The organism is Qipengyuania flava (assembly GCF_011762005.1).
Lineage (GTDB): Bacteria > Pseudomonadota > Alphaproteobacteria > Sphingomonadales > Sphingomonadaceae > Qipengyuania > Qipengyuania flava.
Genome location: NZ_JAASQU010000002.1, coordinates 1 through 15595, shown reverse-complemented (window position 1 = coordinate 15595; position 15595 = coordinate 1). Strand labels below are relative to the sequence as shown.

At 62.0% G+C, this 15595-nt stretch carries 10 protein-coding genes; 7 read left to right on the top strand and 3 right to left on the bottom strand.

Annotated elements, in window-relative coordinates:
- Positions 1–23: 23 nt before the first annotated feature.
- Both surE and serS read right to left on the bottom strand, forming a co-directional pair.
- A complete protein-coding gene (surE, locus tag FHS69_RS06820; protein ID WP_067505285.1) occupies positions 24–788 on the bottom strand; it encodes a 5'/3'-nucleotidase SurE in 765 nt (254 codons plus the stop codon).
- Positions 788–2068, bottom strand: coding sequence for a serine--tRNA ligase (serS, locus tag FHS69_RS06815; RefSeq protein ID WP_166777102.1), 1281 nt, complete (start codon positions 2066–2068; stop codon positions 788–790). Before serS ends, surE begins: the two co-directional genes overlap by 1 nt.
- 130 nt (positions 2069–2198) lie before the next feature.
- Between serS and FHS69_RS06810 the strand changes: the two genes are divergently transcribed.
- Positions 2199–3500 (top strand): sulfotransferase family protein, encoded by a 1302-nt coding sequence (locus tag FHS69_RS06810; protein ID WP_243844585.1) that lies wholly within the window; start codon positions 2199–2201, stop codon positions 3498–3500.
- A gap of 54 nt (positions 3501–3554) precedes the next feature.
- Here the strand turns inward: FHS69_RS06810 and FHS69_RS06805 are convergent, their stop codons facing one another.
- A complete protein-coding gene (locus tag FHS69_RS06805; protein ID WP_208380260.1) occupies positions 3555–5885 on the bottom strand; it encodes a TonB-dependent receptor in 2331 nt (776 codons plus the stop codon).
- 129 nt (positions 5886–6014) lie between these two features.
- Here FHS69_RS06805 and FHS69_RS06800 point away from each other — a divergent pair, with 129 nt between their 5' ends.
- From FHS69_RS06800 to FHS69_RS06775, 6 genes are all read left to right on the top strand, one after another.
- Positions 6015–6626, top strand: coding sequence for a TetR/AcrR family transcriptional regulator (locus FHS69_RS06800; RefSeq protein WP_166777101.1), 612 nt, complete (start codon positions 6015–6017; stop codon positions 6624–6626).
- Between the two features lie 62 nt (positions 6627–6688).
- Positions 6689–6946, top strand: a complete 258-nt coding sequence (locus FHS69_RS06795) for a hypothetical protein (protein ID WP_166777100.1) — start codon at positions 6689–6691, stop codon at positions 6944–6946.
- A gap of 169 nt (positions 6947–7115) precedes the next feature.
- Positions 7116–8825 (top strand): BCCT family transporter, encoded by a 1710-nt coding sequence (locus FHS69_RS06790; protein ID WP_166777099.1) that lies wholly within the window; start codon positions 7116–7118, stop codon positions 8823–8825.
- Between the two features lie 375 nt (positions 8826–9200).
- Entirely contained in the window at positions 9201–11846 is a 2646-nt protein-coding gene (locus tag FHS69_RS06785; RefSeq protein ID WP_166777098.1) for a TonB-dependent receptor, read from the top strand.
- A gap of 80 nt (positions 11847–11926) precedes the next feature.
- Entirely contained in the window at positions 11927–13891 is a 1965-nt protein-coding gene (locus tag FHS69_RS06780) for a tetratricopeptide repeat-containing sulfotransferase family protein (protein WP_166777097.1), read from the top strand.
- A 220-nt stretch (positions 13892–14111) separates the two neighbouring features.
- Entirely contained in the window at positions 14112–15278 is a 1167-nt protein-coding gene (locus tag FHS69_RS06775) for a tyrosine-type recombinase/integrase (RefSeq protein WP_166777096.1), read from the top strand.
- Positions 15279–15595: the final 317 nt, after the last annotated feature.

Genomic DNA, 15595 nt, shown 5'->3' with positions numbered 1-15595 from the left:
AGCGTCAATAGTTTGGCAGGTGATCAATCGGCGTAGCGGTCGGCCAGCGCACCCAGCGAAGCGTGATGCGTCAGGTCCAACTGCAGCGGGGTTACCGAGATATAGCCCTCGTCGATCGCTTCGAGGTCGGTGCCATGGTCGAGTGTGTGTTCGATCGCCTCCAGCCCGAACCAGTAATATTGGAACCCGCGGGGGTCGCGGCCTTCGACCACCGTGCCGCGCGAATAGTCGTGAAAGCCTTGCCTCACCGCGCGAATGCCCTTGACCGCGTCGGGAGTGATTGGGGGAAAGTTCACATTGACCAGCGTGCGCTTGGGCAAAGGCGTGTCGAGCAATGGTGCGAGCACTCGCGCGCCCCATTCGGTCGCAGTGGCGAAAGCGCTGTCGCTGTTGCGCGTCTCGGTGGTGTAGACCTGGCTCAGCGCGATCGAGCGAATCCCCGCCAGCGCGCCCTCGATGGCGGCAGAGACAGTGCCCGAATAAGTGATGTCATCGGCGAGGTTCGCCCCGCGATTGACACCCGACAGGATCACGTCGGGCTGGGCGTCGACCACCTTGCGCAGGCCCATCGTCACCGCGTCGGTAGGAGTGCCCGTTACCGAGAAACGGCGCTCGTCATGCTTGCGCAAACGCACGGGGCGCGTAAGAGTTAGCGCGTGCCCCATACCCGACTGTTCTTCGTCCGGTGCGCAGATCCAGATGTCGTCGGAGAACTGGCGTGCGATCGCCTCGAGCACCTTGAGGCCGGGCGCATGGATGCCGTCGTCATTGGTAAGCAGGATACGCATCAGGCCGCAGGCTCCAGTTTGGTGACGCCGCCCATATAGGAGGCGAGTGCTTCGGGGACGGCGACGCTGCCGTCTTCCTGCTGGTAGTTTTCCATCACCGCGACCAGCGTGCGGCCGACCGCGAGGCCCGAGCCGTTGAGCGTATGGACGAAAGCGGTCTTCTTCTCGCCCTCGGGGCGATAACGCGCATTCATCCGGCGGGCCTGGAAATCGCCCGTGTTCGAGCAGGAGGAAATCTCGCGATAGGCACCCTGGCCGGGCAGCCAGACTTCGAGATCGTAGGTCTTGCGCGCGCCGAAGCCCATGTCACCCGTGCACAGCAGCATCCGGCGGTAGGGCAGCTTCAGTGCCTCGAGGATGGCTTCGGCGCATTTGGTCATACGTTCATGCTCCGCCTCGCTGTCCTCGGGACGGCAGATGCTGACCATCTCGACCTTCTCGAACTGGTGCTGGCGGATAAAGCCGCGCGTGTCGCGGCCCGCCGACCCCGCTTCGGAGCGGAAGCACAGCGTATGCGCTGTCAGCCGGATCGGCTGCGCAAGGTCGGGGAGGATCTCGCCTGCGACCGAATTGGTCAGTGGGACTTCGGAGGTCGGAACCAGCCAGCGGTCGTCGGTGGTGCGAAAGCTGTCCTCGGCGAACTTCGGCAGCTTGTCGGTGCCGTACATCGCATCATCGCCAACCAGTACGGGCGGATTGCATTCAGTATAGCCGTTTTCGCGGGTCTGCTTGTCGAGCATGAACTGCGCCAGCGCTCGATGCATCCTCGCGATATCGCCGCGCAAGAATGTGAAGCGCGCGCCCGACAGCTTGGTGCCGGTTTCGAAATCCATTCCCAGCGCGGGGCCGATATCGGCATGTTCCTTGGGCGCGAAAGCGAAGTCGCGCTTCGTGCCCCAACTGTGCAATTCGACATTGTCCGCCTCGTCCGCGCCCTCGGGGACATCTTCTGCGGGCAGGTTGGGAAGGATGGCGAGCAGGTCCTTCAGTTCTGCCCCGGCGGCGGTTTCCGCTTCTTCCCATTCGGGCATCGAAGCCTTGATTTCGGCGACCTCGGCCTTGAGTGCCTCGGCCCTCTCCTTGTCGCCCTGGCCCATCGCCTGGCCGATGGCCTTGGACGCTTCGTTGCGGCGGCTCTGCGCCTGCTGGACCCGGGTTGCGGCCTCGCGCTTCTTGGCGTCGAGTGCGACGATGCGGTCGGCCTGCGGTTCCAGCCCGCGGCGGGCAAGTGCCGCGTCGAATGCGGCGGGGTTGGCGCGGATAAAGGCGATGTCGTGCATGGTCCGCGCCTATGCCTTTTCGCTCCGCGCTTGGCCAGACACTTCGGGTGGGTGCCTTGTCCTTTCGCGGGCACCTCTCTAGGCCTCGACCGTTCAGGGGCAAATCCAAGAGCTTGAAAGGCCAGCCAGCTTGAACGACCAGCCGATCCAGCCGCCGCGGCGTACCCGTTTCATCGATGTCGCGGACCGGGTGATCCGTGGCGGACGCAAGCTCGGGGTGGTCGGCTCCGCGCAGCTCGACAAGCATTTCCTGATGGATCAGGCGGTCGCCGCCACCGGGCTCGACGATTTCGGCGACCGCTGGTTCGAACGCCCCTTCGATGCACTGCTCGACAGCGTCAAGCACGAGGCGCGGCTCAACGCAGCGGGCGACTTTTCCGCCATGAAGCAGTTCCACCACGTGCTGCGCGACCGGCTGTACGCGCAGATGTGGTTCAAGCGGCATCCCGAAATCCTCGCGCGGCCGCTCAAGAACCCGGTGGTAATCGTGGGGCCGATGCGTTCGGGCACCACCCGGTTGCACCGCCTGCTGGCCAGCGACCAGCGTTTCGCCCATCTGCGCAGCTTCGAAACGATAAGCCCGGTGCCGCGACCGGAGTTCGAAGATGTCCTTGCCGGCGAGAAGGAGGATTTCCGACCCAAGCTTGCCGCGCGGATCATGAAGGTGGCGCGGCTCGCCAATCCCCGCACGTTGTCGATCCACCCGACGGGCCCTTACGAGCCCGAGGAAGAGCTGGGTCTGCTGGTCGCCAGCATGTGGAGCATGAAGCACGACGCGCAATGGCACGTGCCTTCCTATGCACAATGGTGCGAAGGCGAAAATCCGGTGGAGGCCTATCGCCATATGGCCAATCTGCTGCGGCTGATCGGCTGGTCGCAGCAGGAAAGTTCGCTACGGCCGTGGATCCTCAAGACGCCGCAGCACATGCTCGACCTGCCCGCGCTGCTCGAGGTCTTCCCCGACGCACGGCTGATCTTCACGCATCGCGATCCCAAGCAGGTGGTCGGCAGTGCCGCGTCGCTCGCCTGGAACCAGACGATCATCTATTCCGACCATAACGATCCGGCGCAGACCGGTCGACAATGGCTGGGCAAGACCGCGACCATGATCGAACGCATGCGCGCCGCGCGCGATTCGATCCCGCGCGACCGGATGATCGATGTCCAGTATGACGATATGGAAACCGACTGGCGCGGCACGATGGAGCGCGTCTATCGTTTCCTCGAACTCGACATGGCACCCGCGGTGGATGGGATGCAGCGCTTCCTCGACAGATCGGCGCGGCTCAAGCGCCGCCCGCACCGCTACAGCCTGGCCGAGTTCGGCTTGCGTGCGGACGAAGTGGATGAGCGCTTCGCCAATTATACGGCCACCTACGGCATCCCGGTCGAAGGACCCCCCGCTCCGCTGCGCCGCCGCGTTGCCGAATGAGAATGCGAAAGGGGCCGGAAGCATGCCTCCGGCCCCTCCTCGATCGGGATTGGATCAGTAGGTGAAACTGACCGTGGCGAAGACCTGCCGCGGATTGCCGTAGAATGCGGTAAGCGTGCCTTCGGGCCCAAGCGTCGGAACAGGGAAACCATTGGCGCCGTTGACGATCTCGCCGGTGACCGGGTCGGTCGCGACAAAGGTGTAGCCGCTGGTCTTGTATTCCTTGTCGAGCAGGTTCTTGCCGTAAATCCCGATCTTCCAGCGCCCGCCCGGTGCCGTGTAAACCGCGCTGGCATGGAGCAGCGCGTAGCCGCCCTGATCGAGATAGGGGTTGGGGATTTCGAACTGGCTGGTCTTGCTGCGATAGGACACGGTCGCGCCAAGATAGAGATCGCCCGCACCGATTGCCGTGTCATAGCTGGCTGTCAGGCTGCCCGTCAGTTCGGGCGTGTTCTGCACCACGCGGAAATCGGCGACGTCGGTCGGGACATTGGCGATATTGGTGATGTATTCGTCATATTGCGCATCGATATAACCGAGCGATCCGGCAAGGCCGAACCCGCCCGCGAAACGCGCATTGGCTTCGAGTTCGAGCCCTTTGAAGGTCGCCTTGCCCGCGTTGGAGACGATCCCGCAGAAGGTCGGCAGGCCGCCCACTTCGCAGGCCACGGAACCGGGGATCTGGACATCGGTGTAATCGGCATAGAATGCTGCCGCGGCGATGTTCAGGATACCGAGATTGCCCTTGTAGCCGATCTCGTAGCTGTCGACCTCTTCGGGCGCGAAGCTGAGGAAGTCGGTCACTTCCTCGTCGGTCGGACTGCCGGCGATCGCGGCCGGGGCGTTCACGCCGACGCCGCGCGGATCGAAGCCGCCGCCCTTGAAGCCCTTCGAATAGCTCGCGTAGATGTTGTGATCCGGTGTGGGCATGAAGCTGAGCGAGGCGCGCGGGGTGAATTTCTTGAACTCGCGGCTGCCATTGAAATCGGTGCTCGCCCCGCCGAACGGGACGCCCGCGCCGCCGAAAACGGGCGATCCGCCGCCGAGATAGTTCTGCCGCAGGATCTCCGCGCTGCGTTCGTCCCAGGTATAGCGTCCGCCGACCGACAGGCTGAGCTGGTCGGTCAGGTCGTAGGTGAAGTCGCCGAAGATCGCGAAGGTTTCGGTGTCGACATTGGCCTGCGTATAGGCGGTCAGCCCGGCGAAGGTGGTGAAGATCCGCACATCGAACAGCGTGTCGGCCTTGGCGTCGAGATAATAGAAGCCGAGCAGGCCGCTGAATGCACCGCCATCGTCCCACAGCAGCTGGAATTCCTGGCTCACCTGTTCGTTGAAATAGGCGCCCGGCACATCGAGATCGACGGCGGGCAGCGCGTCGAAATCGATCGGCGAATAGCTGTCGTCCTTACGCCATGCCGAAATCGAGCGCAGCGTTAGGGCATCGCTCAGTTCGGCTTCGGCATGTAGCGAGAGGCCATAGGATTCGACCTCCTGTTCGGGATCGTTGAGTGCGCCGCGCGTATCGAACACGTTGTCGAGCACCGGCGCGCCGCTGACGAGGCCGGGGATCAAACGATGGCCGCCGCGCGGATTGCTCTTGTCCTTGGTATAGTCGCCCTGGACGCGAATGAAGGCAGGCTCGCCATAGCCGCCCATTTCGAGGCTCAGCCGGCCCGCCCAAATGTCCTTGTTGTAGTTTTCGAGCCCGGTGGTGAGATTGTCGCCGAAGCCCCCGCGCGACAGCCGCGCGAGCGAGCCACCGACGCGAACGAGATCGCTGATCGGGGCGGAAGCGGTGATCACGCCTTCGGCCTGATCGTAGGTGCCGTAAGTCGCGCGTACCTTGACCGAGGCGTCCTGCGGCAGTCGCCGGGTGACGTATTTTACCGCGCCGCCGATCGTGTTGCGGCCGTAGAGCGTGCCCTGCGGGCCGCGCAGCACCTCGATCCGCTCGACGTCGTAGATGTCGAGCACCGCGGCCTGCGGGCGGTTGAGATAGACATCATCCAGATAGATGCCGACGCCCTGTTCGAAGCCCGACACCGGATCCTGCTGACCGATACCGCGGATGAAGGCGGAGAGCGTCGAATTGGTGGCGCGGCTGGCCTCGAGCGTGACGTTGGGCACGGTCTGCCCGACATCGGTGATGTCGAGTGCGCCCCGCTGCGCCAGTTCCTCGCCGCTGATCGCAGAAACCGCGACGGGCACATCGACCAGCCGTTCCTCGCGCCGGCGTGCGGTAACGATGATCACATCGTCGTCCGCCGCGGGTGCCGCTTCGGCGGTCTCTTCCGCAACGGTCTGCGCCTGTGCGGGTGCTGCAGCAAACACGGCAGTGGCGACGCCGCTCAACAGGCCGGTGGCCATGATTCTGGATGAACGCATTTCGGATTCTCCCTCCCGATATGTTGTTTGTCCTGCTGAATACTGAAACCTGAACCACCTTTCAAGTTTATTGTTGCGCGGCGGCTGTCCTTTGGTAGGCTGGCTGCGTATCGGGAGGGGCGATTTTTGATGTCACAGGCGCAGATTTCGAACGACAAGACGCCCCGTACCGAGCGCGGGCGGCGCACCTTGCGCAAATTGCTGGATGCTGCAGCGACCGAATTCGCCGACAAGGGGTTTCACGAGGCCTCGATCAGCGGGATTACCCGTCGTGCCGGCGTCGCGCTGGGCACGTTCTATACCTATTACGACAGTAAGGACGCCATTTTCCGGGCGCTGGTGTCCGACATGAGCGCCGGCGTCGGCCGCGCAGCCCGCGAAGCGCTCGACCCCGGCATGGGGGCGCTCGAAGTGGAGCGTGTTGCCTTGCGCGCCTTCCTCACCTTCGCGGCGGAGCACAAGGAAATCTACCGCATCATCGACGAGGCCGAATTCGTCGACCCCGAAAGCTATCGCACGCATTACGAAACGATTGGCGCGCGGATCGAGGAGCGTTTGCATCGCGGGGGCGAAAGCGGCGAGTTCATACGAGGACTGGGTGCGCCAGAAGCCTGGGCGCTCATGGGCATGAATGTTTTCCTCGGCCTGCGCTACGTCATCTGGGCGCGCGAAGGCGATCCCGAAAGCGATGAAATCGCGAAGCGAGCCAATGCCTTGCTGGCGAGCGGAATCGCCAGCTAGCCGGTTTCGGGCTCGGAACCGCGTTGGCGGGGGCACGTTGGTATCGCAAAGGAGATATCGACATGATCGGCAAGGTTATCGGAGCATTCGTCGGCGATCGGCTCGCCAAGCAGACAGGCGGCATCGGCGGCGCCAGCGGCGCGGCATTGGGCGTGGTGGCAACCACCGTGCTGCGGCGCATGAGCCTCCCCGCTATGATCGCGCTGGGTGTCGGCGGTTACATCGCCAAGCGCATGATCGACAAGCAGGATGGCAAGGGCGAAGCCGCGCAGCCGCCAAAAACGTCCACGGCACCCGAAAGCAAGGCGCAGGCCGCCTGAGCCCTCCTCGAAATCCAGAACCAGCAAGGGCCGCCTCTTTCGGGGCGGCCCTTTTGGCATGCGGGAAGCTCCGGGTTGCTTTGTCGTGGGCGCAACCTATGGTCCGGTCACGCGTTTTCCCAACATTCATCAATAGTACGCCGCTTGATGTAGCGGTGCAGGAGACAGCATGAGAGCCGAGACCGATCCGCCAATCGAGCCTCCGCTAACCGATCATTCTATCGAACCTCCGCTTATCGAACTCCCCATCAAGACCGCATCGCGTGGCTTCTACGATGGTTTCAGCCGCGAAGTGACGATCCCTTCCAAGATCATCGTTTCCTTGCTGATCATGTGGGCGATCTTCTTCCCGGTCAGCGCCAGCGAAACGCTGACGGCCGCAAACTCGACGATCATTTCGACCTTTTCGGGGTGGTATGTCTATCTCGTCGCTTTCCTGATGTTCACCTGCTTCATCCTCGCGCTGGTCCCGCAAGCGGGCAGCCTGCGGATCGGCAATCCCGGCGAGCAGCCCGAGTTCGGTCGCTTCTCGTGGTTCGCCATGCTGTTCGGTGCGGGAATCGGCATTGGCATGCTGACCTATTCGACCGGCGAGCCGCTGGCGCATTTCTCGAACAATCCTGATATCATCCGCGGGCTGGTGGATGCGCAAAGCGCCGAGGCCGTGCGCCCGGCCTATATCTACACTTTCCTGCACTGGGGCTTCGCCGCCTGGGGCACCTATGCGCTGGTTGGCCTTGCGATCGGCTACGTCGCGTATCGCCGCAATCTGCCGCTCACGATCCGTTCGGGGCTCGCACCGCTGTTCGGCCTGCACCTGTCGGGGCGCTGGGGGCATATCGTCGATATCGTCGCGGTGGTCGCGACCATCCTCGGCGTGGCGGTCACCATGGGGTTCGGCGTCGAGCAGTTCGTGGCCGGTCTCGCGCGGCTGGGTCTGGGCGACTGGTTGCTCGACCCCGATGGTTCGTCGTCCGCCATGGCAGTTGTCCTCGCGCTGGTCGTGTTGGTGGGGGCATCGACGCTCAGCGCGCTGTCCGGCGTCGGGCGCGGCATCAAATGGCTGTCGAACCTCAATATGGGCCTGTCCTTCGCTCTCCTGGCGCTGTTCGCAGTGGTCGGCTCGGGGCTGGGTGGTCTGCGCCTGCTGGGTGTCGGGCTGTGGGATTATCTGCGCACGCTGATCCCCAATTCACTGACGCTGTTCGACAAGGGCGGGCCCTTCGGCGAAGCGCTCGTCCAGTGGCAGCTCGACTGGTCGGTCTTCTACTGGGCGTGGTGGATCGCTTTCGCGCCTTTCGTCGGCATGTTCATCGCGCGCATTTCGCGTGGACGAACAATCCGCGAATATGTTTTCGGCGTCATTCTGGTGCCGTCGCTAATGTGCTTCGTTTGGATGACCATGGTCGGTGGAACCGCGATCGATCTGGAACTGAGCGGGGCCGCGCAGGGCAGCATCGTCGGGGCGGGCATCTCGGACCAGCTGTTCGCCACGCTTGCGGTTCTACTCGATCCCGCAGTCGCCGCGGTCGTGTCGGGTCTCGTGGTCATCCTGCTGATGACCTATCTCATTACTTCGGCCGATAGCGCGATCCTGATCGTCAATACGATCAATGGCGCGGGCGACAGCGAAGGCGAGCATCGCCACCACATCCTATTCTGGGGCGTGGCCTTGGCCTTCGTCGTGGGGAGCATGCTGATCCTGGGCGGGATCGACGCGATCCGTATCACGATGATCATCGGCGCACTGCCATTCAGCTTCGTCGTGGCGGTGATGGGCGTGGCGATCCTCAAGGCGGTGGTCTACGACCTGCGCCGAAAGCACCACGGCGTGCCGACTACTGCACAGGCTTGCGCGGAGTATGCGGCGGGCAAGTAAACCGCAGCATGTCTTATTTGCCCACCTTCCAAGCGCCGAAGTGCTTTCGGCCAGCCATTTGGCCATCATTCAGTCCAGCGTAAGAATAACGGCTGGGCATCTTGAATATCGAAGTTATTCGAAATGAATATTAGATTCATTCTCAGCATTCGCTAGAAGTCGTGGCTCGCGAGCATTTCAATGTTGTTTTGTTGCAACAGCCTGAGCGACAAACCCTGATATAGGGGTTAGCCCTGTGGTATCGCGACAATACCATGGGTAAGGCCTGTTCAGGCGAAAATTCCATCGTGAATTCGCGCCCTCCTTTTTGCCCGCAGGAAACTGATCTGTTGTCGGGCGAACGAGCATTAATCGAGAACGAGGGGCTTCCCGAAAATGAACTATCTCGTAAGCGGTGCGTCGCTGGGCGCATTGGCTATCGCAACCGCGACCCCCGCCATGGCACAGGACGCGGCGCCCGCCGCGCAGGAACGCCAGGGCGGTGTCGATGTCATCATCGTGACCGCGCAGAAGCGCAGCGAAGACCTGCAGGACGTTCCTGTCTCTGTCTCCGCCATCGGCGAAGACGCGCTGGAAGAGCTCGCGATCGACACGTTCGACGACTATCTCGAACAGCTTCCGACCGTTACCGCAGGCGGCAGCGGCCCGGGACAGAGCACGATCTACATTCGCGGTCTCGCCTCGACCACGCCGAACCTCACCACCGCCGGCGTCGCCGGCCTGGCGCCCAACGTCGCGATGTATCTCGACGAACAGCCGCTGGCTCAGCCGGGCCGCAACCTCGACGTTTACGCCGCCGACATGGCGCGCATCGAGGTGCTCTCCGGTCCGCAGGGCACGCTGTTCGGCGCCAGCTCGCAGGCCGGCGTTGTCCGTCTGATCACCAACAAGCCCGACCTCGGCGGCTTCGATGCGGCTCTGAACGCCGGTGTGTCCTTCACCAAGGGTGGCGAGACGAGCTACAAGGCCGACGCGATGATCAACGTACCCGTGACCGATACCTTCGGTCTGCGCGGCGTGGTCTATCTCGACGATCAGGGCGGCTATGTCGACAATGTCGCGGGTACGCGCAACGCCAGCGAAAGCGCGCGTTTCCGTCCGGCCGGCACGGTGCGTTCGAACGGGGTGCCCGTCAGCCCTCTGCGCGCAGGCTTCCAGGCCGGTGCTGACCTTTCGAACGTCAACTTCATCAATGCCGACAATGCCGGCATGGTCGAGGACGACTTCAACGACACGCAATATGCCGGTTTCCGCGCCACTGCATTGTGGGAAATCACGCCTGACTGGACCGTAACCGTCGCGCACTCGCGCCAGAGCATCGAGAGCGACGGCGTGTTCTTCGCCGATCCCGAACTGGGTGGCCTCGATGATCTCGAGATCCAGCGTTACGAGGAAGATCGCCTCGAAGACGACTTCTCGAACACCAGCTGGACGGTCGAAGGCCGTCTCGCCATGCTCGACGTGGTCTATACCGGTGCCTACACCGACCGCGAAACCGAGCAGCGCGTCGATTATTCGGATTATCTGTTCGTCGGTCAGTACCTGCCGTATTACATTTGCGACGGCAGCGTCAGCTATCCCGGCGCGGCCGATCCGAGCGGGACCTGCCAGGCACCCAACCTCTATGTGACCTCGGCCAGCAAGACGACCGTGTTCACCCAGGAACTGCGCTTCAGCACACCTTCCGAAAATCGCTGGCGGGTTACGGCGGGCGGCTTCTATTCGGACCTCGAACTGAAGGAACGCAACGACTTCGCCTATCCGGGCAATGTCCTTGCGCAGCCCTTCGGCCCGTTCGCGCCGAACTTCCCGCAGGATGGCTATACCAGCGCGCCGGGCCCGTTCCCCGCTGACACCATCTTCCGCAACGATATCCGTCGTACGGACGAGCAATTCGGCATCTTCGGCGAAGCCAGCTTCGACATCGTGCCCGACCTGCTGACGGTTACGCTGGGCGCGCGCTATTACGACATCGAGGTCGACTTCGAAGGCAGTGCGAACGGCAGCTTCTGCAACAGCGGCGCGGCCACCGATGCCAATGCCTTCGGTACCGATCTCAACGATCTGTACGATGGCGACGGCGAATACACCTTCATCGGTTCGTGCGATGCTTCGCTGCGCCAGACGTTCGACCTGAACGACAGCCTTGCCGATATCCAGGCCGCCGGCCTCAGCGCTTCGCAGGCCCAGCAGGTGTTCAACGCCGTGCGCGCGCCCGATGCGGCGAAGACCGACGGCATGATCTACAAGGGCACGATCACCGTGACCCCGACGCAGGACCTGCTGTTCTACGCGACCTATTCGGAAGGTTTCCGTCCCGGCCTGCTCAACCGTCCGGGCGGTGCCACCAACGGTACGGGCTTCACTGTCCCGTTCGAACTCGAGACCGACGAGGTCAAGAATTACGAACTGGGCTGGAAGATGGACCTTGCCGATGGCCAGGTGCGCTTCAACGGCAGCGCCTTCTACGTCGACATCAGCAATTTGCAGACGACGATCTTCGATCCGTCGATCACCAATCTCTTCTTCTCGGCGAATGCCGCGAATGCGGAGATCCGCGGGATCGAGGCTGACTTCACCGTGGCGCCCTATTCGGCGCCGGGCCTGACCGTCGCGGGTGCCTTCTCGATCCTCGACACCGAGATCACCGAAGTGCTGATCCCGACCGACGACGTCGTGGCTGGTTCGGACCTGGCCTTTGCGCCGTCGTTCCAGGGCAACATCCGCGTCCGCTACGAATGGGACCTGTCGGATACGCTGGGTGCCTACATCCAGCCGCAGGTGACCCACTCGGCATCGAAGTTCACCGATGTGATCGAAATCAACAAGCTCGAACTCGACAGCTACACCGTGGTCGACTTCGCGGCGGGTGTGACTTCGGACAACTGGCGGGTCGAACTGTACGGCGACAATCTGTTCGACGAACGCGCGCAGATCTCGGGCAACTTCGTCAACGATCGCGCACGGATCACCACCAATCGTCCGCTGACCGTCGGGATTCGGGTCGGCTACGACTACTGATCCTTCGATCGTACCAAATGCAGCGGCGGGGGCGAACACGGGTTCGCCTCCGCCGTTTCGCTATGTAAGGGTCATCCTCGATGACGACACGCGAAGACAGTCTGGCGCAGGCGCAAAAAGCACTGCAAGCGGGTGAGTTCGAGTACGGCCTCAGCCTCGTGGAGCCGCTACTCGAACGAGATGCCGCCGATGGCGAGGCTCTGTATATGGCCGCGGTCGCTGCGCGCTATCTCGGCCGTCATGATGACGCCCGACGTCTTCTCGCTGCGCTGCATGCCGCGATGCCCGAATACGGGCGCGCGTGGCAGGAAGCGGGTCATCTGGCGCGCGCCGAGCGTGACGATACCGCGGCCCGTTCCGCCTTCCAGCGTGCGACGCGGTTCAATCCCGCGCTCGAGGCCAGCTGGCGGGCACTAGCCGATCTCGAGCAGGCGATGGGCCGCGCGGCCGAGGCACAGGCGGCGCGTGCGCAGGCCGACCGGATTGCAGCATTGCCGCGCGAGCTGGTGGCGGTGACGCATCACCTGCACGAGGGGCGGCTGCTGCGTGCGGAAGAAATCTGCCGCCATTTCCTTCGCACCCATCCACGCAATGTCGAAGGGATGCGGCTGCTCGCACAAATCGGGATCAAGCTCGGCATTCTCGACGACGCGGAATTCCTGCTCGAAAGCGCGACCAGTTTCGAACCCGACAACATCCAGGTGCGGCTCGATTATATCGATGCGCTGCGCCGCCGACAGAAATTCACGCAGGCGCGCGAACAGGCCGAGGCGCTTCACGCACGCGACCCCGAAAACCCGCTGTTCCAGTCGCATCTCGCGATCGAAAGCATGCAGACGGGTGACTACGACCGGGCCTTCGCGCTGTTCGACGCCATCCTCGCCAAGCTGCCCAACGATCCGGCGACGCTGACCAGCAAGGGGCATGCGCTCAAGACCACGGGCGCACAGGACGATGCCGTGGTCAGCTATCGCGCGGCCATTGCGGCAAAGCCCGACCATGGCGAAGCCTGGTACGCGCTGGCCAATCTCAAGACCTATCGCTTCGATGATGTCGAGATCGCACGCATGCAGGAGCAGGCCGAACGCCCCGATCTTGCTTTCATGGACCGGGTCCATCTGTCGTTCGCGCTCGGCAAGGCGCTGGAAGACGAGGGCGCCTATGCCGAGAGTTTCGCGCAATACGAGCGCGGAAACGATCTCAAACGTGCGCAGACCCGCTACAGCGCGGAGACGATGAGCGCCGAACTCGCGCGTCAGCGCGAAACCTGCACCGCGGAACTGTTCGCCAATAAGACAGGGGCAGGGCACGACGCACCCGATCCGATTTTTATCCTGGGCCTGCCGCGCGCGGGTTCGACGCTGCTAGAACAGATCCTCGCCAGCCACAGCCAGATCGATGGAACGCTGGAACTGCCCAATATACTGGCGCTGGCGCACCGCTTGCGCGGGCGCAAGGCAGGACAATCGCGTTATCCTGAAATCCTGCACGATCTGAGCGGCGAGCAACTTGCAGCCTTCGGAGCCAAATTTATCGAAGACACGCGGGTCCATCGCAGCGGTGCGCCGTTCTTCATCGACAAGATGCCCAACAATTTCCGGCATATCGGGCTGATTCAGCTCATCCTGCCCAATGCCAGAATCATCGATGCGCGCCGCGCGCCGATGGACTGCTGCTTTTCCGGCTTCAAACAGCTGTTCGCGGAGGGGCAGGAGTTTACCTACGGATTGACCGAGGTCGGCCGCTACTATGCCGATTACGTCGATCTCATGGCCCACTGGGATAGCGTGCTGCCCGGCAAGGTCCTGCGAGTGCAGCACGAGGACGTGCTCGATGACCTGGAAGGTCAGACGCGCCGCATGCTCGATTATCTCGAACTACCGTTCGAGCAGGCCTGTCTCGATTTCCACCAGACCCGTCGCGCCGTGCGCACGGCAAGCAGCGAGCAGGTACGCCAGCCGATCAACCGCAGCGGCCAGGACGCATGGAAACCCTATGAGCCCTGGCTCGAACCGCTGCGGAAGGCCCTGGGGGCACACAGCTGAGGCAGTGTGCTGGGGCCGCTTCGAACATCGAGGGAGATGGTGGGCGCGGCAAGGATTGAACTTGCGACCCCACCCGTGTGAAGGGCGGGGGGCACGAGAATCCGCCATTTTTCAAAAGCCAAAAAGCCTTTGAAAACAACGCCCGATGGCCATCGATGTTCGTAGGGGTCCATTGGCGTTTTTCATGTTTTTTTCATGGATTCTCAGGTAGCGATGACAGATGCTAGATTTAAGTCGTATCGGGACTCGTAAGAAACTGAAGCCTAAAACGGGTGATGAGCCGCACTGGCATCGCCTACGCCAAGGCATCTACCTTGGTTACAGACCATTGAAGAAAGGCGGCGGCATATGGTTCGCTAGGTTCTACGACACTGACGCCAATCGCAACATTCGCAAACGCCTCGGCGATTACGGCAGCGTTACCGGTCATGACGTCTTCAACCATGCCAAGGCCGATGCGGAGGCCTGGGCTCTAACTATGGAGTCTGGAGGTGAACTCGCCCGCGACATGGTGACGGTTAAAGATGCCTGCGTCGCTTATTTGGAAGAAAAGCCCAATTCGATCGCTGCAGGGGTGTTTCGGAGGCACGTCTACGACGATCCCGTTGCAAAGGTGAAGCTAGACAAGCTTCGCAGGCACCATTTGCGAAGCTGGCGCAAGCGATTGGAACAAGCGCCCGCCATGGTGACTCGGAGCAAAGAAGGCGCAAAACGCTGGAAAGAGCGTGCTAAGTCGACAGTGAACCGTGATATGGTCCCGATGCGCGCGGCGCTCGGCCGTGTTCTCACGCCCGGTCCTCCCAATACCGATGCCGCATGGCAGGAGGCGCTCAAGCCTTTTAAGGGTGCGGACAAACGCCGAAATCTGTATTTGGACAAGGATGAGCGGAGGAAATTGATCGATAACGCTTGCGAAGAAGCGCGACCGTTTCTGAAGGCATTGTGCCTGCTACCGCTGCGTCCTGGTTCCTTGGCAGGATTGAATGTTCAAGATTTTGATATACGCACACGAACACTTACAATCGGCAGGGACAAAAACGGCGGGCCGAGGCAAATTTCTTTGCCGAGGGTCGTGGTCGAACTCTTTGATGTTCAGGTGACCGGAAAATTGCCAACCGTACCGATTTTTGTTCGACACTCGGGCGGCGCTTGGAACAAAGATTCATGGAAACACCCGATCAAGGATGCTGCGAGGGCAGCGGACTTACCCGAAACTGTTTCTGCGTACACTCTGCGTCATAGTGTTATAACGGACCTTATACGCGTACGCTTGCCGATCCTGACAGTTGCTCAGCTTTCTGGCACCAGCGTCGCTATGATCGAGAAGCACTATGGTCATCTTGTGCGAGACGATGCCGAAGACGCGCTAGCGAGCCTAGCCATCTAATCGGGCGCGGTGCGATAAGGTCATCGATTGCGTAGTTGAATAGTCAGGAAAGGTGAATTTCACCTGTTCGCGAACGCTTTAGAAAACCGCAGAGACCCCTAGAATATTTACCGATCAGCGTAGCAGTGCGGTATCTATATGCATGGCTGGAACTGGGCCGTAAACTGACTGTCCGGTTTCCGTGGCCAAAGTGCGGAAAGCTGCCATTCGGCTTACGACCCTATTTAAGACGTTCGATCTACTTCCGCTCACTGCGGACCAGCTGCAATTTTATTGGTTGGCAGCTCTCCGCGCTCCAATCACTCGCTTGGAACCGA